Origin of the sequence: Bacillus sp. B1(2022) (assembly GCF_040259625.1) — a bacterium.
GTDB lineage: Bacteria > Bacillota > Bacilli > Bacillales > Bacillaceae > Bacillus > Bacillus velezensis.
Map to the genome: position 1 here is coordinate 129,294 of NZ_JANIFO010000004.1, position 26,360 is coordinate 155,653.

25 protein-coding genes and 1 other annotated feature are annotated in these 26,360 nt (G+C 46.7%); of the genes, 3 read left to right on the forward strand and 22 right to left on the reverse strand.

Annotated elements, in window-relative coordinates; translation table 11 throughout:
* Positions 1–3 precede the first annotated feature (3 nt).
* A complete protein-coding gene (locus NQS30_RS09180; RefSeq protein WP_015239567.1) occupies positions 4–939 on the reverse strand; it encodes an ABC transporter permease in 936 nt (311 codons plus the stop codon).
* 106 nt (positions 940–1,045) lie between these two features.
* The gene (locus NQS30_RS09185) at positions 1,046–2,680 is read right to left on the reverse strand and encodes a peptide ABC transporter substrate-binding protein (protein WP_015239566.1); all 1,635 of its coding nucleotides are present in this window, start codon (positions 2,678–2,680) and stop codon (positions 1,046–1,048) included.
* 476 nt (positions 2,681–3,156) lie between these two features.
* Positions 3,157–3,368 (forward strand) — a binding site (T-box leader).
* A 55-nt stretch (positions 3,369–3,423) separates the two neighbouring features.
* On the opposite strand from NQS30_RS09185, the gene trpS reads away from it, so the two are divergent.
* Positions 3,424–4,416: a tryptophan--tRNA ligase gene (trpS, locus tag NQS30_RS09190; RefSeq protein ID WP_014304785.1), complete on the forward strand. Its 993-nt coding sequence runs from the start codon at positions 3,424–3,426 to the stop codon at positions 4,414–4,416.
* 32 nt (positions 4,417–4,448) lie between these two features.
* Here the strand turns inward: trpS and NQS30_RS09195 are convergent, their stop codons facing one another.
* The 9 genes from NQS30_RS09195 to NQS30_RS09235 all read right to left on the reverse strand — a co-directional run bounded on the left by NQS30_RS09195 (position 4,449) and on the right by NQS30_RS09235 (position 14,222).
* Complete coding sequence (locus tag NQS30_RS09195) at positions 4,449–5,201, reverse strand: YjbA family protein (protein ID WP_007409116.1); 753 nt, start codon at positions 5,199–5,201, stop codon at positions 4,449–4,451.
* Positions 5,202–5,348: 147 nt separating this feature from the next.
* Complete coding sequence (opp4C, locus tag NQS30_RS09200; protein ID WP_007409117.1) at positions 5,349–6,263, reverse strand: oligopeptide ABC transporter permease; 915 nt, start codon at positions 6,261–6,263, stop codon at positions 5,349–5,351.
* A 21-nt stretch (positions 6,264–6,284) separates the two neighbouring features.
* The gene (locus tag NQS30_RS09205; RefSeq protein WP_003155051.1) at positions 6,285–7,235 is read right to left on the reverse strand and encodes an ABC transporter permease; all 951 of its coding nucleotides are present in this window, start codon (positions 7,233–7,235) and stop codon (positions 6,285–6,287) included.
* A 66-nt stretch (positions 7,236–7,301) separates the two neighbouring features.
* Complete coding sequence (locus NQS30_RS09210) at positions 7,302–8,930, reverse strand: peptide-binding protein (protein ID WP_007409118.1); 1,629 nt, start codon at positions 8,928–8,930, stop codon at positions 7,302–7,304.
* Positions 8,931–9,007: 77 nt separating this feature from the next.
* Positions 9,008–9,997, reverse strand: a complete 990-nt coding sequence (locus tag NQS30_RS09215) for an ABC transporter ATP-binding protein (protein ID WP_003155053.1) — start codon at positions 9,995–9,997, stop codon at positions 9,008–9,010.
* Complete coding sequence (locus NQS30_RS09220) at positions 9,994–10,980, reverse strand: ABC transporter ATP-binding protein (RefSeq protein ID WP_012117279.1); 987 nt, start codon at positions 10,978–10,980, stop codon at positions 9,994–9,996. The genes NQS30_RS09215 and NQS30_RS09220 overlap by 4 nt, the downstream gene beginning before the upstream one ends.
* Before the next feature lie 173 nt (positions 10,981–11,153).
* A complete protein-coding gene (locus tag NQS30_RS09225) occupies positions 11,154–11,939 on the reverse strand; it encodes a DUF2268 domain-containing putative Zn-dependent protease (protein ID WP_012117278.1) in 786 nt (261 codons plus the stop codon).
* Between the two features lie 83 nt (positions 11,940–12,022).
* On the reverse strand, positions 12,023–13,261 hold the full coding sequence (fabF, locus tag NQS30_RS09230) for a beta-ketoacyl-ACP synthase II (RefSeq protein WP_012117277.1): 1,239 nt from the start codon (positions 13,259–13,261) through the stop codon (positions 12,023–12,025).
* 22 nt (positions 13,262–13,283) lie between these two features.
* Entirely contained in the window at positions 13,284–14,222 is a 939-nt protein-coding gene (locus NQS30_RS09235) for a beta-ketoacyl-ACP synthase III (protein ID WP_007409122.1), read from the reverse strand.
* Between the two features lie 166 nt (positions 14,223–14,388).
* Between NQS30_RS09235 and NQS30_RS09240 the strand changes: the two genes are divergently transcribed.
* Positions 14,389–14,607 (forward strand): hypothetical protein, encoded by a 219-nt coding sequence (locus tag NQS30_RS09240; RefSeq protein WP_007409123.1) that lies wholly within the window; start codon positions 14,389–14,391, stop codon positions 14,605–14,607.
* Positions 14,608–14,635: 28 nt separating this feature from the next.
* On the opposite strand, the gene NQS30_RS09245 is transcribed toward NQS30_RS09240, so the two are convergent.
* From NQS30_RS09245 to NQS30_RS09260, 4 genes are all read right to left on the reverse strand, one after another.
* A complete protein-coding gene (locus NQS30_RS09245) occupies positions 14,636–14,827 on the reverse strand; it encodes a ComZ family protein (protein ID WP_003155061.1) in 192 nt (63 codons plus the stop codon).
* A 12-nt stretch (positions 14,828–14,839) separates the two neighbouring features.
* The gene (locus NQS30_RS09250; RefSeq protein WP_076423877.1) at positions 14,840–15,793 is read right to left on the reverse strand and encodes a BMP family ABC transporter substrate-binding protein; all 954 of its coding nucleotides are present in this window, start codon (positions 15,791–15,793) and stop codon (positions 14,840–14,842) included.
* An 89-nt stretch (positions 15,794–15,882) separates the two neighbouring features.
* Positions 15,883–16,449, reverse strand: coding sequence for a Rossmann-fold NAD(P)-binding domain-containing protein (locus NQS30_RS09255; protein WP_007409126.1), 567 nt, complete (start codon positions 16,447–16,449; stop codon positions 15,883–15,885).
* An 82-nt stretch (positions 16,450–16,531) separates the two neighbouring features.
* Entirely contained in the window at positions 16,532–17,266 is a 735-nt protein-coding gene (locus NQS30_RS09260; RefSeq protein ID WP_080130436.1) for a lipase family protein, read from the reverse strand.
* 260 nt (positions 17,267–17,526) lie between these two features.
* On the opposite strand from NQS30_RS09260, the gene NQS30_RS09265 reads away from it, so the two are divergent.
* Positions 17,527–17,712: a YjzD family protein gene (locus NQS30_RS09265; protein WP_007409129.1), complete on the forward strand. Its 186-nt coding sequence runs from the start codon at positions 17,527–17,529 to the stop codon at positions 17,710–17,712.
* 36 nt (positions 17,713–17,748) lie between these two features.
* On the opposite strand, the gene NQS30_RS09270 is transcribed toward NQS30_RS09265, so the two are convergent.
* From NQS30_RS09270 to argJ, 7 genes are all read right to left on the reverse strand, one after another.
* Complete coding sequence (locus tag NQS30_RS09270; RefSeq protein ID WP_003155070.1) at positions 17,749–17,928, reverse strand: YjzC family protein; 180 nt, start codon at positions 17,926–17,928, stop codon at positions 17,749–17,751.
* A gap of 75 nt (positions 17,929–18,003) precedes the next feature.
* On the reverse strand, positions 18,004–18,975 hold the full coding sequence (gene argF, locus NQS30_RS09275) for an ornithine carbamoyltransferase (protein WP_085341881.1): 972 nt from the start codon (positions 18,973–18,975) through the stop codon (positions 18,004–18,006).
* Entirely contained in the window at positions 18,963–22,058 is a 3,096-nt protein-coding gene (locus tag NQS30_RS09280; RefSeq protein WP_072588977.1) for a carbamoyl-phosphate synthase (glutamine-hydrolyzing) large subunit, read from the reverse strand. Before NQS30_RS09280 ends, argF begins: the two co-directional genes overlap by 13 nt.
* A complete protein-coding gene (locus NQS30_RS09285) occupies positions 22,051–23,109 on the reverse strand; it encodes a carbamoyl phosphate synthase small subunit (protein ID WP_015239560.1) in 1,059 nt (352 codons plus the stop codon). Before NQS30_RS09285 ends, NQS30_RS09280 begins: the two co-directional genes overlap by 8 nt.
* A gap of 69 nt (positions 23,110–23,178) precedes the next feature.
* Positions 23,179–24,336: an acetylornithine transaminase gene (locus NQS30_RS09290; protein ID WP_015239559.1), complete on the reverse strand. Its 1,158-nt coding sequence runs from the start codon at positions 24,334–24,336 to the stop codon at positions 23,179–23,181.
* Positions 24,333–25,109 (reverse strand): acetylglutamate kinase, encoded by a 777-nt coding sequence (argB, locus tag NQS30_RS09295; RefSeq protein ID WP_015239558.1) that lies wholly within the window; start codon positions 25,107–25,109, stop codon positions 24,333–24,335. The genes NQS30_RS09290 and argB overlap by 4 nt, the downstream gene beginning before the upstream one ends.
* Positions 25,110–25,123: 14 nt before the next feature.
* Positions 25,124–26,341, reverse strand: coding sequence for a bifunctional ornithine acetyltransferase/N-acetylglutamate synthase (argJ, locus tag NQS30_RS09300; protein WP_015239557.1), 1,218 nt, complete (start codon positions 26,339–26,341; stop codon positions 25,124–25,126).
* Positions 26,342–26,360 lie beyond the last annotated feature (19 nt).

Sequence of the window (26,360 nt, forward strand, 5' to 3'; positions counted from 1 at the left end):
GGTCTAGGCTCCTTTCTTTGCTTTGGAAAGCTTGATTCTCGGATCGATTAATCCGTACAGCACGTCTACAATTAATACGCATAAAAGCAGAAGCACGCTGAAGAACACGGTAACTCCCATAATGACCGTATAATCACGGTTTGTAATGCTGTTTACAAAATGCGCGCCTAAACCGGGAATTCCGAAAATGGATTCAATGATGAAACTTCCCGTTAAAATGGATGCCGCCATCGGCCCCATATATGTCACGACCGGCAAAAGCGCGTTTCGAAGCGCATGGCGCACGGTGACTGACGGACGGGAAAGTCCTTTAGCTGTTGCAGTCCGTATGTAATCGCTGTTTAACACTTCAATCATGCTTGAACGGGAGAGTCTGGCAATGAACGCCATCGGCATGGAAGCGAGCGCAATAGAGGGCAGAAAGGTGTATGCCCAGGATTCCCACCCTGCGACCGGGAACAGTTCTAATTTAATTGAGAAAATATATTGCAAAATCGTCGCCAATATAAAGCTCGGAACTGAGATCCCAAAGATCGTTAAAATCGCAATGGTATAATCCTGCCATTTATTATGGTACAGGGCAGCAAGCACCCCGAAAAGCACACCGAACGCTAAAGCGAGGAGAATAGCTTCTGCACCGAGAGTGAATGAGACGGGGAAGCCTGAATTGATTAAATCATTAACACTTTGGCCTTTATATTTAAAAGAAGGTCCGAAGTCCCACATCGCTACAGATTTTAAGTAGCTGACATATTGAACGAAAAGAGGCTTGTCCAGGCCATAGTGTTCGTTTAAGTTTGCCTCAATTTCAGGCGGCAGCTTTCTTTCGCCGGAAAATGGTCCGCCCGGCGCTGCCTGCATTAAGAAGAATGTGGCGGTCACAATCACAAACAGCGTGATGATCATGTAAATGAATCGTTTACCGATATATTTCAGCAAGGTGAACACCTCCATGTTTTTTACAATTTTATACTTAATCAGTAAGAAAGGTATATGGGGACATCCTCCCCATATACCTTGGGTCTTTTGTTTTCAGAACCGTCTTTTATTCAAAAGAAGCATTTCTGAAGTAAACTTCGCCTGTTCCTGTCAAGATCACATTTTTGAGGTTTTTATCCTGCACCCAAGGATCCGTATAGAAATAAACTGGCGCGACCGGCATTGCGTCAATAAAGATCTTTTCTGCTTTTTTCAGCTCTTCGATACGTTTATCCGGATCCGTTTCAAGCTGAGATTGGTTCAGCAGCTTTTTAAACTCAGGATCTTCCCATCCGGTATCATTGTTTCCGCCTTCTTTATCACGGAACAATTCTAGGAAGTTGATCGGATCGTTGAAATCGCCGAGCCAGCCCATACGCCCGATTTGGTAGTTCTGGCTGTGCAGCTTGTCGATGTAAACATTCCATTCGGAGTTATCAAGCTCAACTTTGACGCCCAAGTTCTTTTTCCACATTTCCTGTACGGCCTGCGCGATTTTCGCATGCGCGTCATCCGTATTGTAGGACAGTTTGATCGCCGGAAGGTCAGAGGCATTCTTGACGCCTAATTCCTTCAGTCCTTTATTTAAGAATTCTTTAGCTGATTTGACGTCATTGTCTTTGAAATAACCTTTTGTGTTATCCTTGAATCCCTTCATTGACGGCGGCACCGCAGCCATGGCCGGGATCTGTTCGCCCTGCGTTACATTTTTCACGATGGACGAGCGGTCGATCGCATAAGCAAGGGCTTTACGGATGTTGACATTGTTCAGCGGTTTCTCTTCTGTGTTGAATTTGTACCAATACACGCCTGCGATCGGTTCAACGTGAAGAGATCCGTCTTTTTTCAATGTCGGCAGAGATTCAGTCGGAAGCTGGCCGAGCGGCATTCCTGCCCAGTCAAGCTCACCGGCCTGGAATTTTTTCAGTTCGGTGTTGTTATTGTTAATCATCACCATGTTGATTTTCTTCAATTTCACAGCGTCTTTATCCCAATATTGATCGTTCTTTTCGAGCGTGATGGAACCGCTGTGTTTCCAGGCCATCATTTTGAACGGGCCGTTTGACACATAATTTTCGCCCGCGTTTGTGTTCCAGTTTTTATGTTTTTCCGCGATTTTCTTGTTGATCGGCATATACGTATAGAATGAAGTTAATTGCGTGAAATAAGGTGTCGGGTTATTCAGTTCAACCTTTAATGTTTTGTCATTTACGGCTTTTACGCCTACATCATCAATCTTTCCTTTTCCTGTATTGGCAGCTTCAGCGCCTTTGATGTAGTAGAGCTGATAAGCGTATTGTGATTCGTTGTTCGGGTCAAGCGCCCATTTCCACGCATATTCAAAATCCTGCGCCGTCACAGGGTCGCCGTTAGACCATTTCGCACCGTCACGAATCGTAAATGTATAGGTCTTTCCGTCTTTGCTTGTTTCAATTTTAGATGCCATTCCTTCTTCAGGCTCACCTTTGGAGTTTACGCGTGTCAATCCTTCAAAAGTCTGGCGGATTACGCCTCCTGAAACGGAATCATTCGCTAAACCAGGATGCAGTGAGAACGGCTCGGTTTTAATATTGATATTAAGTGAAGTCTGTCCTTTGGTGTCTTTTTTACCGCCGCCTGATCCGCCGCTGAATCCGCCGCACGCACTTAATACAAGCGAGAAGATAAGCATCAAACCTACAATAGACCAACGCTTTTTCATGCACTAACCCCCTAATCAAATTTTTCAGCCTTTACTACTAAATACTCAGAAATATCAGACAAAATAACTTAATATTTTTCTAAACTTTAATTGTGTTCCGTCTTTTCTGATTATTTTATGTAAAGAAGCTGTAACAATAGAGTGAACAAGTTCATTATAATGAAATGAATAATTTATTGCAATACTATTTTCTCAATTTAAAATATTTAAATTTGGTCAGTTTTTCTGTCAAAAAGGTGATACACTTCTATAGTTTAAAGCATGACCTAACTAAATTTTTTTATTGCAATTTCCAGTTCATATTGCTTTTTACATATAATATTCGTTATACGAAATGTTGATATACGTTATCATTTAAGCATTTTCAGTTCTTTTTGAGGATTTCCAGCCCTTAAGCAAACTGGAAATAAGCTTGTATTCCTCTGATGACATTTGGCTATAATTGATTTATAATAGATCAATCAAATACATTTGTTGTGATTGCGATGATGAAGAGTAGTACACATTTTCACCCGTTTGAAGAGAGTCTGCGGTGCTGGGAGCAGGTAACGGGCGATGTGGAATGGACTTCTGAGCAGCTGACCGAACGTTAGTAGGCCCAGCCGGAGCAGCCTCCGTTACCAACGTCTCGAGCGATTCCATTGTAATGGAATAATCAGGGTGGCACCACGGTTCATTCGTCCCTTTTTTCTACGGGAAGAATGGGCTTTTTTTATTATGTTTTAAGAAATGAGGTAAGAACTATGAAGAAAACGATTTTTTCTGGCATTCAGCCGAGCGGTTCCGTTACCCTCGGCAACTACATCGGCGCAATGAAGCAATTTGTTGATTTGCAGCATGACTACAACGGCTACTTCTGTATTGTCGATCAGCATGCGATTACGGTTCCGCAGGATCGGCTTGAGCTGCGGAAGAACATCCGCAACCTCGCGGCTCTTTACCTGGCCGTCGGACTTGATCCCGAGAAAGCGACCCTCTTTATCCAGTCGGAGGTTCCCGCTCATGCCCAGGCGGGGTGGATGCTCCAATGCGTCGCATATATCGGCGAGCTTGAGCGGATGACGCAATTTAAAGATAAGTCAAAGGGCAAAGAAGCCGTCGTGTCAGGACTGTTAACCTATCCGCCGCTGATGGCCGGCGATATTTTACTGTACGGAACGGATCTTGTTCCGGTCGGAGAAGATCAAAAACAGCATCTTGAACTGACCCGCAACCTAGCGGAACGCTTCAATAAAAAATACAATGACATCTTCACGATTCCTGAGGTGAAAATTCCTGAATCAGGCGCGCGCATCATGTCACTGGCTGATCCGCTCAAAAAAATGAGCAAATCAGATCCGAACCAAAAGGCATTCATCACGCTGCTTGATGAGCCGAAGCAGCTCGAGAAGAAAATCAAGAGCGCCGTGACTGATTCTGAAGGCATTGTAAAGTATGATAAAGAAAACAAACCGGGCGTTTCTAATCTTTTGACGATCTATTCTATTTTAGGAAACACATCAATTGAAGAATTAGAAGCTAAATATGAAGGCAAAGGGTACGGTGAATTCAAAAGCGATTTAGCCGAAGTCGTTATCGGCGCATTGACACCGATCCAAGAGCGCTACCGTGAATTAATTGAGAGCGACGAACTTGACCGCATTCTCGACGAAGGAGCGGCGCGCGCAAACAAAACGGCCGGCAAAATGGTGAAGAAAATGGAAAACGCCATGGGTCTCGGACGGAAAAGAAGATAAAGAAAAGAGGCGGGAGAATTCCCGCCTCTTTTTTAGTTCACTTTTGATTCCTGCTCCATTTCCCAAAGCTTTTCGAAAAACGGCTGCCCTTTAATCAAATTTTCACAGAACGCAAGATGTTTATCTGACCAGCCTTCAATTGTTTCATTGTAAAGCATGTCCCAAATCTCTTCAAAGCTCATCCGTTTGATCTGCTCGTACATATGCGGATTCCATTCCGTGTACCAATACACAATTTCCGCACGGTTTTTCAGCCCTTTCAGCTGGTCGAGCGCCATAAACATCAGCTGCTTGATCTGCCGCTCTTTTCTCGTCAGCCCTCTGACGTGCTCCGGCGCCAATGACAAAATGTGATATTCCTTTGAAGACTCCAATTGCGCCGGCTCAAATTGAAACGATTCCGGTTCTACATCCTTTACCATTTCATAAACAAGCTGCTCCTGTCTCGGAATCAGGCGGCTCTTTCTGACCGGAATGGTATACCCGATCGTATCCACGGCAATGATGCCGATCCCGTCTGTCACGACAAAACAATACTCCAGCTTTGTCCGCTCATGATTTTTTCGAACGTATGACTTTTGGTGGACTTGGTCAAGCAGCTCTTTCGGAAGCTCTGATAAGTCGTTTTCTATGTAATGAAATAATACCGACGGCACTCTGAGCAGCGGCGTCTGATCCAAAAGTTCAACCGTGTCTTCCTTCCGCCATTCGTGAAAATGGCATACATTGTACCCGTTTTCTTCCCCTTCAAACCAATTGACCCATACATCATGAAGAAATAACATATTCGACCCCTCACTTTATAAAAACTGTTGTCCACAGTATAGGCAAGGGATAGATAAATTATTCCATTTCGATATGAGATTTCCGCAATACGGAACTGGATTTCTGACTGCATCGCAACAAAAAAATCTCCCGTTCCGTCCGGGAGATCATTTCACATTTTTCGGATCAAGCGCATCACGCAGCCCGTCTCCGACAAAGTTAAAGCACAATACGGTAAGAAGAATCAACAAACCTGGGAATAACGGGTACCACCAAGCCTGAATCATAAGCGTAAAGTTCTGTGCATCCTGAAGCATATTGCCCCAGCTTGCGATCGGCGGCTGAATCCCGAAACCGAGATAACTTAATGTAGATTCCGCCAAAATAACCGTTCCCACCTTTAATGTGGCTGAAACAATAATCGGTCCGAGCGCATTCGGCAATATATGAGAAAAGATGATGTGATGATTTTTTGTACCGATCGTCTTTGCAGCTAATACAAACTCTCTGGAACGAAGCGATAAAAACTCCCCTCGGACAAGGCGTGCCGTTGTTGTCCAGCCTGTAAGGGAGAAAATTAAAATTAATTTATCCATTCCGGGCTGAAAAATCGTAACAAGTGTAATAAGCAAAAATATATCAGGTATGGATAATACGATATCAACGGTTCTCATGAGAACGGCATCGACAATTCCTTTAAAATATCCGGCAACGGCTCCGACAACTGTCCCGATTGTAATCGCGCCGATCACAGAAGCGAATCCGACAAGCAAGGAGACGCGCGCCCCGTACAGAACTCTCGTAAAGATGTCTCTTCCGAATTTATCAGTTCCCATTAGATGTTTTAAGCTCGGCGGCTTCAAACGATTGATAAGAGATTGACTCTCCGGAGAGTAAGGAGCGATTACCGAAGCGAATAAGGCTGACAAGATGATGATGGTTAATATAACGGCTCCGATTACAGCTAGTTTATTTTGAAAGAACTTTTCGAAAAAAATCTTCGTCATTGTTTCCGGTTTGGATTGAATATTTTCCTTTAATTTTACTTCGCTGGGGGGTGTGCCGGTATTTGGCTGTAACATTTGACCTCTCACCTCTCTTTGTTAATATTCAATGCGGGGATCAACCAGCGCATATAAGATGTCCGCAATTAAATTCCCCACCACAACCAAAACAGCTGAAATGACCGTCATGGCCATGATAACCGGATAATCCCGCGAAAAGGCTGAATCAATAAACAATTTGCCGAGACCCGGCCAAGTAAAAATCTGTTCTACCACTACCGCTCCCCCGATAAATGACGGTATCATCAGACCAAAAATAGTGATGACAGGAAGAAGTCCGTTTCTCAAACCGTGTTTAAAAATCACTTTATTATCTCGGAATCCTTTCGCACGCGCCGTTCGTATATAATCCTGTTTTAACACATCAAGCATACTGGATCTTGTGTATCTCGTTATCCCTGCCATGTCTGCCGTGGCGAGCACAAAAGCAGGCAGAATCAAGTGATGCAATCGGTCAAATATGTTAAAGTCAGCATTCAAAGTGCTTACTCCGCCAGTGGGAAACCACCCCAGATTTACAGATAAAACCATGATTAAAATCAAACCGAACCAAAAATTCGGAATGGCAAGCCCTAAAAATGAAGTAACAGTTATCCCGTAATCCAATTTTGAATAAGGACGTTTCGCTGACAGAACACCAAATGGAATAGAAATAAGAAGAGCGACAAGGGTTGAGAAAAGCATAAGCACAATCGTATTCGGTAAGCGGGATAAGATAAGTTCAGAAACTGGAGTGCCTTTCTTGACGATAGAAGTCCCGAAATCCCCTTGCAGCATATTCCCCAGCCATTTCACATATTGAACAGGTTCCGGATCATTCAACCCGTATTTTTCAATGAATTTTGCCCTGTCCGCTTGACTGATTGTAGGGTCCATCATAAGTGACATCGGGTCTCCCGGCGCTGCTTTCATGATGGCAAACGACAAAATTGTAATGCCTAAGAGAATCGGCAAGGACATTAATGTTCGCCGTAAAATATATGTAACCATGTTCTTGTCCCCTTTTTAAATAGGATAAGAGAGGAAAGGAACCTCCTTCCCTCTCCAGGGCTTTTGCTATTTTTGATCCAGCCACCATTTTTCAATATTGTACAAGTCATTTTTAGGGTGGAATACATAGCCTTGTAAATTATTCGGCATCGCTCTGTGGTAATTGTAATAGAATAAGAAGCTGTACGGCTGATCTTCAGCAATCAATTTGTATATCTCTTCATACTTCTTTTGGTATTCTTTTCTGTCTGTAATTGTCTTCGCTTCTTCAAGCAGCTTATCGACTTTCGGGTTTTTATACCAGATATTATTCAGCCCGTTTTTCGATTGGCTTGAATGGAAGATAGAGAATTGATCCGGGAACGTTGCAAGACTCCATCCGAGAAGAAGAGCGTCATAATCCCAATTAGGGGCACTTGTCTGTTCGATTAACGCACTGAATTCAACAATTCGCGGTTTAGCCTCGATTCCAACTTCTTTTAATTGCTGCTGAACGACAACAGCTAAATCTTCACGAATTTTATTGCCTTGATTCGTTTTAATTTCAAATGAGAATTTTTTTCCGTCTTTATCAAGGTAGCCGTCACCGTCATGGTCTTCCCATCCGGCTTCTTTTAGCAGCTGCTTTGCTTTTTTCGGATTATAATCAAATGTCGGCACTTTAGACTTCGGATAATTCCATGACAGCGGACTCTCAGGAACATCCGCTACCTTACCGTCTCCGTTCAGCACTTGATCCACCATTGCCTGCCTGTCAAGAGCGTAAGTCAATGCCTGACGCACTTTTTTGTCTTTAAAGATCTCTTTTTTCTCATTCCAGCCGATATAGCTGTAGTTTAAACCAAGGTCAGATTTGACCTTCACATTTCCAAACGTTTTAACCGTATCAAAATCTGTGCCCGGCACAACGAAGAAATCAATATCCCCCGCTTTTAACTGAGCCACGGCCGCGTTAGAATCAGGTATTGTTTTTACTGTCACTGTATCAAGGTAAGGTCTGCCGCCAAAGTAATCATCATTTGCTTCCAGTTTGACATACTCGCCCTTTTTCCACTCAACAAACTTAAACGGACCGGAACCGATTGGATTTTTACGGTTAAATTCATTCTCTCCCAGATCTGCAACCGGCACCTTACCCAATATATGTTTTGGCAAAATGCCGTAACTGTCGAGAACGACATTATAGAAATAGGCATCTTTTTTCTTCATTTTAAACTGAATTTCATATTTTCCTTTTTTCGTTACGGATTTAAGGGACTCAAAACCCGAGCCACGCTCACCGTTGTAATCCTTGTTAAGAGGGATGCTGTAGGTGAAAACAACATCATCGGCCGTCAGCTCTTTTCCATCATGGAATTTAACGCCTTTTTTCAGTTTTACATCATACGTTAATCCCCCGTCAGCTTCTGTTACTTTTTCAGCCAGCGACGGCTTGACGTTTAATTTCTCATCAGTTTCCAATAATGTGCTGTAAAGCATTCCTTCAATATCAGAACTTGCAACATCGGTAGAATAAAGTGGATTAAAAAGTGTGGGTTCCCCGGTTGACCCGACAACCAAATCTCCGCCTTTTTGCGGTTTTCCTGCCGGTTTGGATTCGGTGCTTGTGGATTTTGAGCCGGAGCAGGCTGACAGGAAGATGGCAAACGCCATAAAAACACTTAGCATCATCAGTGCGCTTTTACGTAATTTCATATCAATTCCCCCTTTGTGATATATATGCAGCAAACTGGTTATGTAATCCGGCATACCCCCTCTCGATGCTTGTCATTTCAGGCATATAAATGGCAGGCGACGTAATGGCCGGGAGCGGCTTCTTCAAATGCCGGGATTTGTTCCTTGCAGATCGGTTTGGCCATCGGGCACCGCGTGTGGAACACGCAGCCTTTCGGCGGGTTTGCCGGGCTTGGCAGTTCTCCTTTCAGGATGATTCGTTCCCGCTTGACGGCGTCTTTTTTTCTCGTGACGGGCACTGAAGACAAAAGCGCTTGCGTATAAGGGTGAAGCGGATTGCCGTACAGCTCGTGTTTATCGGTCAGCTCCATCATTTTTCCCAGATACATGACGCCGACTCTGTCGCTGATATGGCGGACAACACTCAAATCATGAGAAATAAACAAATAGGTCAGGTTGAATTCATCCTGCAGTTCTTCCATCAGATTGATGACCTGGGCCTGAATGGAGACATCGAGTGCGGAAACAGGTTCATCCGCAATAATCAGCTCGGGATTCAACGTCAGAGCCCGCGCAATCCCGATCCGCTGGCGCTGCCCTCCGGAAAATTCGTGCGGATAGCGGTTTGCAAAGCTCGGATGAAGGCCGACTTTCGCCAGCAGCTCCTCCACTCGCTCGTTCCGCTCGCTCATGCTGTACATATGGTGAGTCTGGAACGGCTCTTTAATAATGGAACGCAGCGTTTTCCTCGGGTTAAGGGATGCGAAGGGATCTTGGAAGACCATCTGGATGTTTTTGCGGACGCTTTTTCTCAGCTTTTCTTCAGATAAGCCGGAGATATCCTGACCCTTAAAAAGAATCCGGCCGTCTGTCGGCTTGTATAAACGGATCATCGTCCTTCCCGCCGTTGATTTGCCGCATCCTGATTCACCGACGATGCCGAGCGTCTCCCCGCGCTTCAGTGAAAAAGAAACACCGTCAACAGCCTTTATATCACCGACTTTCCTTTGAAAAAAACCGGAGCGGATCGGGAAATATTTTTTTACGTCTTTCAGCTCTAAAATCGTTTCTTGGCCTGCAGCTGTCATTTTGATTGGGCACCCTCTTCCTCATATAAAAAACATCTTACAGAACGGCCGCTTTCATGCGTTATCAGCTCCGGCTGCCCTGTTTTACATTTGTCCATCGCTTTTGAACACCTCGGGGCGAATCGGCAGCCTTCCGGAAGATTATCCGGTGTCGGGACACTGCCTTTGATCGCTTTTAATGTATCAATCTCTCCATCTATCACCGGTATGGAGTTTAACAGCCCTTCGGTATACGGATGAAGAGGGTTTAAAAATAAGTCCTCCACACTCGCGCTCTCTACGACTTGTCCGCAGTACATCACGATCACCCTGTCGGCGGCTTCGGAAACCACACCTAAATCGTGAGTGATCAGCAGAATGGAAGTATCGAATTTTTTGCAGAGGTCTTTCATCAGCTCCAATACTTGGGCTTGTATCGTCACATCAAGCGCCGTCGTCGGCTCATCAGCGATCAGAAGCTTCGGATTGCAGCTGAGCGCAATGGCGATCATCACCCTCTGTCTCATCCCTCCGGAAAGACGGTGCGGATATTCTTTCATTACTTGTTCCGCTCTGGAGAATCCGACGAGTTCCAGAAGCTCAACGGCTTTTTTGGACGCTTCTCTTTTATTCATTTTTTTATGGTATTCAAGCACTTCGGTAATTTGTTCGCCGATGGTCAGCACCGGATTCAGGGAAGTCATGGGCTCCTGAAAGATCATAGAGACGTCATTTCCGCGGATTTTGCAATATTCGTTTTCGGTGAAGGAGGCCAGGTCCCTGCCTTCAAGCTTAATCGAGCCGTCCATAATTTTTCCGCCCGAGCTTTGGACAAGTCCCATAATAGAAAGCGAGGTGATGCTTTTGCCCGAGCCGGATTCTCCTACAAGAGCGACGGTTTCGCCTTTGTTAATGTGAAAATCAACCCCGTCGACTGCGGGGATCGGCTGTTTCTTTCTGAAAAAATAGGTCTTTAAATTATTCACTTCTAATAGTGTGCTCATGATACGCCCCTTTCTCATTCCGCTGAAGCAGAGGGAAACATACGTTTCGCTATCACAAAATATAGAATAGTCGAAAAATTTTATAGTTGTATATTATTACATCATTATTACAAAAGCAAGAATTTTTTAGGATAAATGTAATATCCTTAAATAATTTCCATTCTTTTAATCTATTAAAGCGTTGCCTCCAGAAAGGTTTTTGAAGGGATGGCCAATGCTTCTTTTACTGTTTTTTGATGGTCGGTTAAATATTTTTTTACTATATTGAATCCGACGGCATAGCCGAGCATTGAGGGGAAGTATCCTTTTCCGTATAACAGCTGGGAAAACATTCTGCTGTCTCTCGTTAAGCGGAGGTTCGGCTTGACTCTTTTTTCAAACAGAAAATCAAGCTGCTCAGGCGTATAGTAGGACGTCCATTCCGCCGTAAGACTTGAGCCGAACCGCTCATATACAGCATATTCTGCCAGCCCCTCCATCATGATTGTATCAAGAAATGTCTCGTCTTTTTCGTCCTTTGTCACATGCTCTAACCGGCAGACGTGATTATATTCATGTGTCATAAGGGCGGATACAGCTGAATTGGAACTATCCGACGATAGAAAGAGGAACATTTTGTCCCGAAAGGCCAGACCGGATTTTGATCCGAATTCCTGACGGATTTTCCGGTTTCGTTCATCGACGGGCAAAACTACGATCGGCACGTCCGGCCCGTTCCACTTCTCCTTTAAATAAGCTTCCTCCTTTTGAATATGGCTGTAGCATCCTTTTTCTTTCAGCCGTTTACTGGTCCTAACGCCGTCCTTCAAATGGCGGAACATGCCGTGGTTTTGCAGCATCCCGAGTATTGGCTTCCACTCTTTCTTATCGGCCCCTGAAAAAAGCGGCAAAAGATGCGGGGCCAGATCATTTACGGATGCCGCCTTTTCCATCCATTGATATGTCTGCTTGACGCTCATACCGGTTCGCCTCCTCTTGTTGTTATCATATGCACGCACAAAAAAACCGGCCACCTTTTTCAGGCAGCCGGTCAGAAACTGTATTATTGATATTTTTTAAAGATCAAAGTGGCATTATGTCCGCCGAAGCCGAGCGAGTTGCTGAGAACGACGTTGACATCCTGCTCGCGCGCTTTGTCCGGTACATAATCTAAATCACACTCTTCATCAGGTGTTTCGATGTTAATCGTCGGCGGGATAATGCCGTCTTTAATGGCCATGACGGAGAAGATTGCTTCAATTCCTCCGGCAGCGCCTAACAAATGACCCGTCATTGATTTTGTCGAACTGACGGCAAGCTTGTACGCATGATCACCGAAAACGGTCTTAATGGCTTTTGTCTCATATTTATCATTGTAGTACGTGCTTGTGCCGTGAGCGTTGATGTAATCAATTTCTTCAGGCTTGATGCCCGCATCTTTAATTGCTTCCTGCATCGCTCTCGCACCGCCTTCCCCGTCTTGGGCAGGCGCGGTAATGTGGTAGGCGTCACCAGTTGAGCCGTAGCCGACAATTTCCCCGTAGATTTTCGCACCGCGGGCAAGCGCATGCTCAAGCTCTTCAAGCACGACGATCCCCGCGCCTTCTCCCATGACAAAGCCGTCACGGTTTTTATCAAACGGGCGGCTTGCCGTTTTCGGATCAGGATTTGTAGAAAGGGCTTTGTTTGCGCTGAAGCCCGCAAATGACATTCTTGTCAGCGGCGCTTCCGTTCCGCCCGTAATCATCGCATCGGCATCGCCGCGCTGAATGACTTTAAACGCGTCACCGATAGAGTTCGTTCCCGTCGCACATGCCGTCACCGTACAAGAGTTGACTCCTTTTGCTCCGAGAGCGATTGAGATTTGGCCTGTCGCCATATCCGGAATCATCATCGGAACAAAGAACGGGCTGACCCGTCTCGGCCCTTTTGTCAGGAAGATTTCGAATTGGGATTCAAGCGTTTCAAGACCGCCGATTCCGGACCCGACCCAAACGCCGACTCTCGGCGCGATCTCGTCTGTGATGTTCAGACCGGCATCTTGAACAGCCATTTTCGCGGCTACGACAGCATATTGCGTGAAGCGGTCCATTTTTCGCGCTTCTTTTTTATCCATGTGATTTTCAATATTGAAATCTTTCAGTTCAGCAGCTACTTTCGCCGGATACTCGTCCGATTCCACACGTGTGATCGGTCCGATTCCGGATACGCCGCCGATTGCATTTTTCCAGCTTGTTTCGGCGTCGTTTCCAAGCGGAGACAGGGCTCCAAGCCCTGTAACGACTACTCTTTTTTTACTCATCTTGTGTGCACCTCACCTTTTTTTATCGTCCCCAGCGTATTGCTATGGCGCCCCATGTCAATCCTCCGCCGAAACCGACCATGACGATGACGTCGCCGTCTTTAATTTTGCCTGCTTCCAGTTCCTCTACTAATGAAATCGGAATGGATGCTGCGGATGTGTTTCCATATTTATGGACTGTTTTAGACATCTTTTCAACCGGAAGCTCCAAACGTTCCCGTGCCGCTTCCATGATGCGGATGTTTGCCTGATGCGGAATCAAAAAGTCTACGTCCTCTTTGGAGAGGCCGGCTTTTTCAATGACATTTACACTCGATTCACCCATTTGCCGAACGGCGAATTTGAATACTTCTCTTCCATGCATGATTGTATGCCCTTTTTCATCTAAGTACAAGTGCTGACCGCCTGTACCGTCTGCTCCGAGCTCAAATGACAGTATGCCTCTGTCGTCGCTGACCGGTCCGATGACCGCCGCTCCGGCTCCGTCTCCGAACAGCACAGCCGTATTGCGGTCGTCCCAGTCGGTAATGCTTGAGAGCTTTTCCACGCCGACCACGAGGACATGTTTGTATGTTTGCGATTCAATGAATTGTTTGGCGGTTACGATACCGTACATAAAACCCGCACATGCGGCGCTGATATCCATCGCGCACGCTTTTTTGGCCCCGAGCTTCTCTTGTATCATACAGGAAACGGTAGGGAAGGACTGGTCAGGAGTAACCGTCGCCACGAGGATCATATCAAGCTCCTCAGCGGAAATGCCGGCCTGATCAAGCGCTTTTTGCGCAGCCTCAGCGGCCATGCCGGATGAATACATATCTTCCGCGGCGATTCTTCTTTCTTCTATACCTGTTCTCGTACGAATCCACTCGTCCGATGTATCTACCATTTGTTCAAGATCATGATTTGTCAGCACTTTTTCCGGGATGTAACGGCCGACGCCAAGAATTCCAGCTTTCATTGGAAAGACTCCTTTTTTATAATGAATTTAAAACTAATTAGTTATGATCAATTATTAGTATCAGGTACTAATTCTACCCTATTTTTTTTCTGTTGGCAATATATTCGTCTAAACTATCGGACGCTGCTCCTCATAGAATAAAAGGAAGACGAAAGGAGGCTTCACTATGGATATTTTCTCCAAAATGATGTTCGGCGATTCCAGAGACCGGGATAAAGAACCGGAAGAAAACCCGGAGCAGCCTCAGGCTGAAAACGAAGAAGAGATCGATTACAACCACGTGATGAATCAGCTGGGGTCCATCATGAACTCTCTGGATCAATTAAAGCCCGTATTTAAAGACTTTGCGCCGATGGTGTCCGCTATAAAGAAAAAAATCATGTGAAAAGCCACTTCATGAAAAGTGGCTCTCTTTATTTATTCAGCTCCCCGGCATCAGATCTGCCAAGCTCATACGCTTCCGCCATGACCGATGTAAACAGGTCCATAAACGGCTGAATCATTTCCATAGACAGATCTATGCCGGATTTCTCAAGCTCCGCCTTTGCTTCCGGCAGGTATTTCATCGCGATCTGCATAAATTCAAGAGACTTTTCATGCTGCATGTGTATCCACCTCTATTCATTTGACGGCAGTTCATTTGTTTGGTTATACGTTTTTACAAGGTCTGAGATTTTGTCTTGAAATGCTTTGTCCACCAGAGGGCTGAACGTCCCCATTTCAACGACTCCTTCCCTGAAATCAAAGTTGTGATCTCCGCTCTTGAGCGTACCTTTATTATATTGCTCGGCAATTAATGTATAGGCTTTATCTACGTTTTGCACCGTGCTTGTCAGCACCGTGTTTTTGCCGAGATTCGATTGTTCGGCGACATAGCCGATGGCGTAAAGCCCGTCTTTTTTGATTTGCTGAATGACAGGAACATTATACCCGTCTCCGGCCGGATATACAACATCCGTGCCTTCCGCTTTTAACTTCTCGTAAAGATGCAGCGCTTCATTGCCGTTATCCCAGTGGTCCGTAAATTCAGTGTTGACGGTGATATCAGGCTTTTCATATTTCGCCCCTTTGATAAAGCCGTCTACTTCAGGCTGCCACAAAAAGGAGGCGATGACGCCGACCTCATTGGTTTTTGACATATGGGCGGCTGTCATTCCCCCGAAAAAACCCATTGCTTCTCCCATAAGATGAACGCTTGTGACATTATCGCTTTTCGCCGTTCCGTTTGCGACGACAAATTCCATGTCGGGATAATCCTTGCTGATCATATTGAAGATTTCCTCGTATTCATTTCCGTGCCCGTATAAAAGATTGACTCCTTTTTTATGAAAATCATCTATCGCTTTTAAAATATCTTCATCGGATCTGATATTTTCTTTATAATAAACGTCAACGTTAAATTCAGATTGTATCGCTAATAAACCTTTGTAACCTTTTGTGCCCCATACCAAGTCACTGATAGTATCGGGAAAAAGCATTCCGACCTTCTCAATTTTTCCTTTAAACGGAGTTTGTGCGCATCCGCTCAATAAAAGGAGGACAGAAAAGATCATGACAAGCCTGGTGATCAAGCCATGTTCAACCCCTTTTCAAACTCATAACATGTATAATTGATATACGTTTATTGTAGCGGTAATGCACATAACATGGAAGGTATTTCTTAAAAAATGTCGAATATTGATGAAAATTGTCTTTTCCATTCTTTAATTTTTTCTTCCGCTTCCGTTTTTTGCGTTTTTTCTTTTATTTCCAGGGTAATAATCTGATTTTCGTCTTCTGTGCCGTATGCCTCAAGCTGATTCATCAGCCCGCAGACTGCGTCTTCTAAAAAGATCCTGCTTTCGCCATCTTCTTTTGCTTCTGTCCACGGACCGTAAAGGGGAGGAAGGATAATCGCTTTTGCCGTATCCCGCTGACCGTTTTTTTCCCAGTCTCCGTGATCCTCACTGTAAACAATCCAATATAAAGGCTCAGCCCTTTCTTCAGGCAGACACCCGCTCCCGTATTGAACGCAGATACGATCGTATTCCTTTTCACCGATTTCATCTATTATTTGAAAAAGCCCGTTTCTCGCGAGCCACATTAATCGTTCTTCTAAATACAGCTGCCTCGTTTTGTCCTCCGGTTCTGCCAAAATGACATCAACATGCACACCCTCATCCATCAACCGTTCGCACAATGAAAGGCCGAGAAATTCATCTGCTCCAATGATCAGCGCTGTCTTCATCACATCTGCCGCCTTTCCGGTTTTTCATTCGCACACAAGCCAAACAGCCCTCTGAAAAGAGATGGCTGTTGTATTCTATTCATTACAGGTCTTTTTCATGACTGCGGAAAAACCGGCAGATGGCTCTGTACATACGCGCAGGGTTCTCAAGCAGGTGATACGTGATATCAGTCTTGCTTCCGGTCTTTTCCCGGGCTTCTTTATACGCATTCGCATGCAGGGTGTACGGGTACGGCGCTCCGGTCGTTCTTTGCCATATATGTACCGGCACGCGGGTGCGGCAGCCGGTAATGGTCTGATAGCTCAGTGAGCTTGCCTCTTTTTCAGAAACACCGAAGCTCTGTGCCGTTTCCCTCAGAAACTGCTTATAAAAAAACTTATTTTCTTTCTCTGATTCAAAATGGGCTTGAAGGTCAAGACAAGGATCTAACATTGCGGCTGAACGGATATGCTCCGCTGAAGACTGCAGCAATTGATCGGCGATAAGGGCGCCCATGCCTTCTGCGAGCAAGTGTATTTTCGGATTGAGGGTTTCTTGTTTCAACACATAATGCATCAGCTGTCTGGCGTAAAGGACGGCTTTTTCCGAACCCCAATGCCGTCCGTATAAATTGCTGTTAAAAATCGTGTACCCTCTGTCAAGCAGCACATGTAACAGCTGGTTTCTCCCTTCATGTTCGAGCCAAAAGCTTGAGTCCCGGCTGACAAAGTGGGTTCTGTCCCCCAGAATAAAGATACAGAAGCCATTCGGCCGATACGGCAGATGGATGACGTTCAGCTCAGATCCGAATTGGAAAAATCTTTCCGTAATCCCCATGCCTGCCCGCCTCCTTTTACTCCTAATCTCTCTATTGGCTATCATATGTAAGAAGAATGAAAACGGATCGGATAAACTCCTATTTGCTGCTATGTTTTGGCTATTATCCCGAGCACGGGAACCGAATTTTCCTTCAGACGGCCTGACAGGCGGGCAAATGTCAGTTTCAGGCGCGCTTTTTGATGAGAAAATGACCTTCCGCCCGCGCTTTATGTATGGTATGATACAACGTAGAATAAAATGAAGGACGAGGTGGAAACGTGCGGTTTATTATCGGTTTTATTTGGACGTTCCTTTTAACACATATGGCCTGTTATTTGGTCGCCTCCATGAACAGCGCGGCGTACAATTTCAAGCAATCATCCGTTATTGCCGTGGTTATTGCGGTGCTAGTCTTTGTTCTTGCGGAGATCATGCCTGTCAAACAGGATGCAAGCCAGCATTAAATAAAAAAACCTGCTATTCAGCAGGTTTTTTTGTGTTCACGGTTTTCGTTGATACGTCCACAATCTGTTGTGGTTTGAAGTTTCAGGGAACATTTCTCCCACTGTAAGCTTGATTTTTTGCGGGTTTTTGACCATGCTTCCCGTTTCGCCGATTTCAACGTACACACCGTTATTCGGCGCTTTTTGTCCCGGGCGGAATTGATGCTGCTGTCCCACGTCATTTCCTCCTTTTTCTTTTTTATGTAGTATGCGCTTGTATGCGGAGAAATATCAAAAACCGCTGAATGAGATTCAGCGGTTTTTTTGTTCATCCTGTTTGTAAAGAAGAGCTTTCAGGAGCGCTTTTTGCGCGTGAAGCCGGTTTTCCGCCTGCTGAAATACCGCAGAGTTCGGGCCGTCGATAATCTCGGACGTGACCTCTTCTTCCCGATGCGCGGGCAGGCAATGCAAAAATGTATAGTCGGGTTTGGCGAGACTGACGAGTGAGGCGTTGACTTGATACGGGGCAAACACATTCAGCCGCTGCTGCGTCTCTTCCTCCTGCCCCATGCTCGTGAAGACGTCGGAGTAAATCACGTCTGCATCCCGCACCGCTTCCTGCGGATTTTCGGTAAGGGTGATTTTCGCTCCGGAAACAGCCGCCGCTTCTTTTGCGGCATTTACCGCCTCTTCCTTTACTTCATAGCCTTTCGGCGAAGCAATCGCAATGTCACAGCCCATTTTTGCGCAGCCGATCATTAGTGAATGCGCTACATTATTTCCGTCACCGATATAGGCGGCTTTTACTCCTTTCAGTTTTCCTTTTATTTCTTGTATCGTTAACAGATCCGCGAGTGCCTGACACGGGTGATACCGGTCGGTCAGCCCGTTTATGACGGGAATGTCTGCATGCTCGGCAAGCTCTTCGACTTTTTCATGCTCAAAGGTGCGGATCATAATGGCATCAACGAAGCCGGACAGCACCTTCGCCGTATCCGCGACCGTCTCCCCCCGCCCAAGCTGCAGGTCGCTGCTTGAAAGAAATAGTCCCGTTCCCCCGAGCTGGGCCATTCCCGCTTCAAAAGACACACGTGTGCGGGTTGAAGATTTTTCAAAAATCATCGCCAATGTTTTCCCTTGGAAAATCGGCTGTATCGGATGTTGTTTTAATAATGAAGCTTCTGTCAGAAGCGCATTGATGTCTGACGGGCTGACATCTTTTAAGGAAAGAAAATCTTTGCCGTACAAATGGGTTAATGTGTGTTCCGCTTTTATTGTGTGCATGATGCCACTTCCTTTTGATAAAGATCTTTGAGCGATACAGGCTGAGGTTTGCCCGAGCCGCTTGCTAAAAATGCCTTTACGGTTTCCGGTTCAGTAAAGACCGTCACACCGTGCGTCATGGCTTCGATCCGTTGTTTACGCGCTTCTTCAGAGTGATTGAAATTGATATGGACCGCTTTATCCTTTCGCTCTGCCCATGCCGGGAACGCATCTTTGCATACCGTAAATCCCGCCTCTTGAGCCTGACGTTCCAATTCCGCATCACAGCCTTCCAGATAGATGCTGCCTTTTTTCTCCCAGACGTGCGCGTAGATTTTTTTCAGGGCGCTTTCTGCGTCAAACGCGACACACATGCCTTCTCCGGTCGACTTCATTTCCGGCCCGGGCTTTACGTCCACATCCTGAATGGCGTGCGAAGAAAAAACCGGGAATTTCACTGCCGTTCCGTGCTGATTTTGAACCTCGGGCTTGATGTCTTTAAGGGAAGCGCCGGCCAGCAATCTGGCGGCAAGCGGGATCATCGGCACCCCCATCACCTTAGACACGACAGGAACCGTGCGGCTTGCCCGCGGATTCACTTCAAGAACGAGAATATCCCCTTTATCATCAATGACAAACTGAATGTTCATGATGCCTTTAAAAGCCAGTTTTACCGCGATTTTTTCGGCGGCCTCTTTTATATTCCGCTGCATATCAGGTGTGACAGACGGACCCGGAAGAATCGCAAAACTGTCACCCGAATGGACGCCGGCGCGTTCAATGTGCTCTGTGTAAGTCGGCACAAATACTTCATGTCCGTCGGAAATCAGATCGATCTCCAATTCTTTTCCTGTAATGTACTGATCGATCAAAATCGGATACGGCATGCTCGCTTCATTTGCCAGCAGCTCTGACATTTGCGCTTCTGAATCAACGATGATCATGCCCATCCCACCGATGACATAAGACGGACGGATCAGCACGGGGTAGCCGATTCGGCTTGCTTTTTCCGTTGCTTCTTCTTTTGAATAAGCGGTTTCGCCTTTGGCATGTTTCAGGTCAAGGTCATCAAGCAGCTGATAAAATAGATCCCGATCCTCCAGCGCATCAAGGGTTTCAAAGGATGTTCCGAGCAGCGGAATGCCCGCTTTTTCCAGCGGTTCAGCGGCATTGATCGCGGTCTGTCCCCCAAATTGGACGATGGCAAAATCAATGTTTTCATGTTCCGCCACGTTCAAAATATGTTCTGTCGTCAGCGGTTCAAAATAAAGCCGGTCGGCGATTTCATAATCCGTGCTTACTGTTTCCGGATTGTTATTGATCATAATCGTTTCATACCCCAGCTTTTGCAGGGTCAGAACGCCGTGGACGGCGCTGTAATCAAATTCCACTCCCTGACCGATGCGGATCGGGCCTGAGCCGATGATGAGGGCGCGTTTTTTCTCTTTTCGGCTGATATCTCCGTCGCTTTCCCCGAGGTAGGTGGAGTAGAAATAATTCGTCTTGGCATCAAATTCAGCGGCACATGTATCTACGATTTTAAACGACGGGACGATGCCTGATTTCTTTCTGAGAGCACGGATGTCTTCTTCCGTTTTTCCCGTGAGAGATGCGATCATGACATCCGTGAAGCCCTTTACCTTCGCCTGCTTTAAAAGCGGGAAAGACAGATGATCCCCTTCTTCCATCAGCTTGTTTTCCAATGTGATGATATTTCGGAATACATGGAGAAAAAACGGGTCAATTTTCGTTTTGGCATGGATGTCTTCTATCGTTTCACCGCGGCTTAACAGCTCCATGACGACGAAAAATCTCCGGTCATCCGGCGTTACCGCTAATTCCCACAGCTGATTGATCGTACAGCCGCCGAGTTCAGGCAGGCGGGTGCCGATCGTTTTCAGCTCAAGGGAGGCCGCCGCTTTTTGAATGGCCGCTTCCATATTTCTTTCAATCGCCATGACCTCTCCCGTCGCTTTCATCTTCGTTCCGAGCGTGCGGTCGGCATGTTTAAATTTATCAAACGGCCAGCGCGGGAATTTGACGATGACATAATCAAGCGCCGGTTCAAAGCTTGCATAAGTAGAGCCCGTCAGCGGATTTTTCAGTTCGTCGAGCGTATAGCCGACGGCAAGTTTTGCCGCCATTTTGGCAATCGGATAGCCGGTCGCTTTTGACGCGAGAGCTGAAGAGCGGCTGACACGCGGGTTCACTTCAATGACATAGTACTGTTTGCTGAACGGATCCAGCGCAAATTGAATGTTGCAGCCTCCGACCACATCCAGCGCCGAAATAATCGCCAGGCTTGCTGAACGCAGCATCTGATATTCTTCATCCGTTAACGTCTGGGACGGTGCGACGACGATGGAGTCCCCTGTATGCACGCCGACGGGATCGATGTTTTCCATATTGCAGACGGTGATGCATGTATGATTGCTGTCGCGCATGACCTCATATTCGATTTCTTTAAATCCGGCGATGCTTTTTTCGACGAGGCATTGGCTGATCGGGCTTGCTAACAGCGCCTGTTTAATAAGCGTCTGAAACGCTTCTTTCGTTTTCGCGATTCCGCCTCCCTTTCCGCCTAACGTGTACGCCGGTCTCAGAATGACCGGAAATCCGATAGACTCAGCGAAACGGAGGGCGTCTTCTTCGTTGTCGACGATTTCGCTTTCCGGAACGGGCTGATCAAGCTCTTTCATCAGGGCGCGAAACTGCTCCCGGTCTTCGCCTTTTTGAATGGTTTCCACCGATGTTCCCAAAAGCTTGACGTGATGCTTCTTCAGCACGCCTGCTTCTTCAAGCTTAACGGCTAAATTCAATGCCGTCTGGCCGCCCAAATTGGCAAGCAGACCGTCCGGTTTTTCTTTTTCAATAATGGCCTCGATGCTGTCGGTTGTGAGCGGTTCAAAATATATTTCATCGGCAAACGCCTCATCCGTCATAATCGTTGCCGGGTTGTTGTTGACTAGAATAACGCGGTATCCTTCTTCTTTCAGAGCCATGCAGCCCTGCGTTCCTGAATAATCAAATTCTGCCGCCTGGCCGATGATGATCGGGCCGGAGCCGATGACTAATATGCTGGAAATGGTTGTATCTTTAGGCATGAGCGATTTCTCTCCTTGCTGGTATCACTTTCTCTAGAAATTCATCAAATATCCACTCGCTCTCAGCCGGTCCGGGATGAGCTTCAGGGTGGAACTGGACGCTTAATACGGGAAGGCGCTTATGAATGAGCCCTTCCACTGATGTGTCATTGACATGATGAAATCTGATGGACAGCTCGTTTTCGTCAATTGATGCTTCATCAACGACATAGCTGTGGTTCTGGCTTGTCATAAACACCCGTTTCGTTTTCCGGTCAATGACGGGATGGTTGGCACCCCTGTGGCCGAACGGCAGCTTATACGTATTTCCTCCGAAAGCCAGGGCAATCAGCTGATGCCCGAGGCAAATGCCGAGTGCGGGGAAATCACTGAGTAATGATGTAATCCGATTCATGTACGGCGCAATCGCTTTCGGGTCGCCCGGGCCGTTTGAGAGCACGATTCCGTCGGGCTGAATGTCGTAAACAGCGTTCATCTGCTGATACGGAATGACCGTTACTTTACAGCCGCGCTTTACAAGTGACGAGGCGATTGATTTTTTATAACCGAAATCAATCAGCGCAATATGCCGGTCTCCATTCCCCATTGACGTGATGTCTTCAGACTGCGCCAGCTCCGCCGGGTTTTCTGTTCCGGATGCTGCCGGAATTTCTCCTGTTGTTGACACGGCAGCGTTCATCGTGCCGCCGGAGCGGATGGTTTTGACGACGGCCCGTGTGTCCACTTCGGTTAAGAGCGGGATGTTCCATTTATTTAAATACTCTCTCAAGCTTGAGACTGCTTCGTGGTGAGAAAAATGTTCACACGCTTCATAGACGGCAACAGCCTTGACTTGAGGAATCTTACTTTCAAGGTCTTTTTCATTAATTCCGTAGTTTCCGATCAGCGGATACGTAAAGACGACGATCTGACTCTTATATGACGGGTCTGTAAGCACTTCCTGATAGCCCGTCATTCCGGTGAAAAAAACCGCTTCGCCAACACAGCGGGCTTCTTTTTCAAGTTCACCGCCAAATGATGTTCCGTCTTCCAATACTAAATAGCCTTTCATCTAAAGCCCACCTCTTGATGAATAATTAATTAAAAATATGAATTTTTATACCTTTGTATCGAAAAAAAATTACCGTTTCACTGCCGAATGCGCTTCGATCGCTGCTTTCAGCATACTGACGGCCGACAGCATTTCTTCTTTAGAAACCGTAAGCGGCGGGAGCAGCCTGATGACATTCGGTCCGGCCGGAAGCACGAGAAGCCCGCGTTCCTGCAGATCTCCGATGATGCCGGACACGGGACCTGCGCATTCAATGCCGATTAATAACCCTTTTCCGCGGATTTCTTTTACAAAAGGCCCTGTCAGTTCACGGTTCAGCTGCGCTTTTAAAAATGATCCTTTGTCTGCCGCCGCCTGGAGAAAGTCCGGCTGAAACACAATATCCAAGGTTGCTTTCACAGCTGCCATGGCAAGCTTATTGCCGCCGAAAGTCGTACCATGCGTACCCGGCGTAAAGGCGTCTCCAAGCTTCTTTTTGCCGATCACGGCTCCGACGGGAAAACCGTTTCCAAGCCCTTTCGCAGCAGTGATGATGTCCGGCGAGATGCCGAAATGCTCATAGCCGAATGCCTTGCCCGTCCGGCCGATTCCGGTTTGAATCTCGTCTGCGATAAGCAGCGCCTGTTTGTCTTTGCAAAATGTCTGTAAGGCTTCGATGAATTCCGGATCGGCGGGATTGACTCCCCCTTCTCCCTGCACCGTCTCAAGCATGACGGCGGCGATATCATCCTCTTTTGAAAGCGTGCTGAATGCCGACGGATCATTGAACGGAAGATAGTGAAAGCCTTGAAGCATCGGTCCGAAACCGGTCTTGATTTTGTCTTGTCCGGTGGCGGCCATCCCCGCATAGGTCCGTCCGTGAAAGGATTGATGAAATGTTACAATTTTTGTCTTTCCCGTTGCTTTACGAGCAAGCTTAATGGCGCCTTCATTCGCTTCGGCCCCGCTGTTGCAGAAGAAAACGAGATCCCCCGCGCTATGTTCGGCAAGCTTTGCCGCGGCTTTTTCCTGAAGATCATTTTCAAACAGATTGGAAACGTGCCATACGCTGTCAAGCTGTTCTTTCACCGCTTCTGTGACCTCATCATGACAATGGCCGAGATTGGAAACGGCGATGCCCTGAATAAAATCGAGATACGTTTTTCCGTTTTCATCCTCTGCAATTGTCCCTTTCGCTTTTTTGATATCGATGGGCCAGCGGCTGTAGGTTTGAAATAGACTACTCATGACACGCTCTCCTTTTCTTTGACGATTTTTGTTCCTTGGAAGGCTTGATCGGTGAAAAACGCTCCTTTTCCGTTTACGATCATCACTTCCTCGACGTCTTCACTCAGTGCCGATAATGCCGAGTTTACCTTCGGAATCATCCCTCCTGAAATCACGCCGTCATCTATGAGGGCCTGAATCTCTTGCGGCGTCAAAGTATCCAGCCTGTTCTCTCCGTCCATAATTCCTTCGACATCCGTGACAAATAAAAGTTTATCGGCGTGTAAGGCTGAAGCGACGGCCGATGCCGCGGCGTCTGCGTTGACGTTCAGCGTTTCGAAATCACTTGTCATGGAAAGCGGAGCGATAACGGGAATGATGCCTTCTTTCATTAATGCGTGAATGATTGACGGATCGGTTTTTTGTATTTCGCCGACTTCTCCGTATTTGTCTTGATTAAGATAGGATGCTTGAAGGAGACCGCCGTCCTTTCCTGATATTCCCGCGGCTTTCAGCCCGTTTTTCGCGAGTTCGGTTACGAAAAATTTATTGATCGTCCCTGACAAGACCATTTCCGCTGTTTCCAGCACCGGTTTGGTCGTTTTCCGCTGTCCATTGACAAATTCCGTTTCAATCTGCAATGTTTTCAGCATTCTTGAAATGTCCGGGCCGCCTCCATGGACGACGGCAATGTTCCAGCCCGATTGCATAAGCTCTTTTACATTTTGAAAAAAATCGGCGGATAACTCGCGGATTACGCTGCCGCCGCACTTAAAAACGATGGTTTTCTTCATGCCGCTCCCCTTTGTTATGTGCGATAGCTCGCATTGATTTTAATATAATCATAGGTTAAGTCACAGCCCCATGCCCGGCCGCTGCCGGAGCCTTCCTGCAGGCGGACTGCAATCGTAATCTCATCACCTGATAAGTACTCCTTGGCATCAGTTTCCGAAAACGGCTGAGGTTCGTTGTGTTTAAACAGACACTGGCCGCCGAGGAAAACTTCCACTTGTTCGGCCGTTACGCTTGCCGCACTGTGCCCGATTGCGCCGATGATGCGCCCCCAGTTGGCGTCTGTGCCGTAAACGGCGGTCTTCACAAGGCTTGAGCCGACGATTTTTTTGGCGATAATATTCGCCTCAAGGTTGTTTTTCGCGCCTTCGACTCTGGCTTCAATTAATTTCGTCGCTCCTTCACCGTCTCTGGCTATATCTTTGGCAAGGTCTTCGCATACAAGCTTTAATCCCTTTTTAAAAGCCGGCCAGTCAGGGTGCTGATCCGTCAGGCAATCATTCCCCGCGCAGCCGTTTGCCATCACAAGCACCATGTCATTCGTCGATGTTTCTCCGTCAACGGTGATTTGGTTAAATGAAACATCCGTAATCTCTCTAAGCGCGTTTTTGAGCGCCTGTTCTTCCACGGCCGCGTCCGTTGTGACAAAGCCGAGCATTGTCGCCATGTTGGGGTGGATCATGCCGGAGCCTTTCGCCGCTCCGCCGATCGTGATGATGTCTCCGCCGATCACCAGTTCATAACACGTCTGTTTCGTCACTGTATCCGTCGTCAAAATGGCTTCTTCAAATGCTCCGGATACGGACGGCGCTTGACCGAGCTGTTCAATGCCCGCTTGAATTTTTTTCATGTCTAAAAGCTCGCCGATCACCCCGGTTGACGAAACCGCAACAAGCTCCGGCTCAATGCCGAGCTGGCTCGCGAAGCCGTCCCGCATTTCATAGGCGTCCTTTAATCCTTGGTCTCCCGTACAGGCGTTGGCAATCGCGCTGTTGACGATAACCGCCTGAAGCACACCCTCTTTTTTCAGGCTGGCTTGCGTCACTTTCAGCGGCGCTGCCTGAAAATGGCTCTGCGTATATACCGCTGCACTGACTGCAGGCGCTTCGCTGATAATCGCTCCGAGATCTTTTTTTGAATAGCGCAGACCGCAGTGCACGCCCTTTGCCTCAAATCCTTTCGGCGAGGATACGCCGCCTTTTATTTTCGTGATTTCCTCACTCAGCTGAATCATATTTTTGAATCCCTCTTTC

Coding starts and splice junctions, on each gene's coding strand:
- NQS30_RS09260 (WP_080130436.1), bottom strand. CDS start 17,266: ATGGGGATTACGGAAAGATTTTTCCAATTCGGATCTGAGCTGAACGTC.
- NQS30_RS09195 (WP_007409116.1), bottom strand. CDS start 5,201: ATGTTATTTCTTCATGATGTATGGGTCAATTGGTTTGAAGGGGAAGAA.
- NQS30_RS09290 (WP_015239559.1), bottom strand. CDS start 24,336: ATGAGTAGTCTATTTCAAACCTACAGCCGCTGGCCCATCGATATCAAA.
- NQS30_RS09235 (WP_007409122.1), bottom strand. CDS start 14,222: ATGAAAGCTGGAATTCTTGGCGTCGGCCGTTACATCCCGGAAAAAGTG.
- trpS (WP_014304785.1), top strand. CDS start 3,424: ATGAAGAAAACGATTTTTTCTGGCATTCAGCCGAGCGGTTCCGTTACC.
- NQS30_RS09225 (WP_012117278.1), bottom strand. CDS start 11,939: ATGAGCGTCAAGCAGACATATCAATGGATGGAAAAGGCGGCATCCGTA.
- NQS30_RS09220 (WP_012117279.1), bottom strand. CDS start 10,980: ATGAGCACACTATTAGAAGTGAATAATTTAAAGACCTATTTTTTCAGA.
- argB (WP_015239558.1), bottom strand. CDS start 25,109: ATGAAGAAAACCATCGTTTTTAAGTGCGGCGGCAGCGTAATCCGCGAG.
- NQS30_RS09280 (WP_072588977.1), bottom strand. CDS start 22,058: ATGCCTAAAGATACAACCATTTCCAGCATATTAGTCATCGGCTCCGGC.
- NQS30_RS09240 (WP_007409123.1), top strand. CDS start 14,389: ATGGATATTTTCTCCAAAATGATGTTCGGCGATTCCAGAGACCGGGAT.
- NQS30_RS09185 (WP_015239566.1), bottom strand. CDS start 2,680: ATGAAAAAGCGTTGGTCTATTGTAGGTTTGATGCTTATCTTCTCGCTT.
- opp4C (WP_007409117.1), bottom strand. CDS start 6,263: ATGTTACAGCCAAATACCGGCACACCCCCCAGCGAAGTAAAATTAAAG.
- NQS30_RS09285 (WP_015239560.1), bottom strand. CDS start 23,109: ATGAAAGGCTATTTAGTATTGGAAGACGGAACATCATTTGGCGGTGAA.
- argF (WP_085341881.1), bottom strand. CDS start 18,975: ATGCACACAATAAAAGCGGAACACACATTAACCCATTTGTACGGCAAA.
- argJ (WP_015239557.1), bottom strand. CDS start 26,341: ATGATTCAGCTGAGTGAGGAAATCACGAAAATAAAAGGCGGCGTATCC.
- NQS30_RS09205 (WP_003155051.1), bottom strand. CDS start 7,235: ATGGTTACATATATTTTACGGCGAACATTAATGTCCTTGCCGATTCTC.
- NQS30_RS09255 (WP_007409126.1), bottom strand. CDS start 16,449: ATGAAGACAGCGCTGATCATTGGAGCAGATGAATTTCTCGGCCTTTCA.
- NQS30_RS09210 (WP_007409118.1), bottom strand. CDS start 8,930: ATGAAATTACGTAAAAGCGCACTGATGATGCTAAGTGTTTTTATGGCG.
- fabF (WP_012117277.1), bottom strand. CDS start 13,261: ATGAGTAAAAAAAGAGTAGTCGTTACAGGGCTTGGAGCCCTGTCTCCG.
- NQS30_RS09215 (WP_003155053.1), bottom strand. CDS start 9,997: ATGACAGCTGCAGGCCAAGAAACGATTTTAGAGCTGAAAGACGTAAAA.
- NQS30_RS09245 (WP_003155061.1), bottom strand. CDS start 14,827: ATGCAGCATGAAAAGTCTCTTGAATTTATGCAGATCGCGATGAAATAC.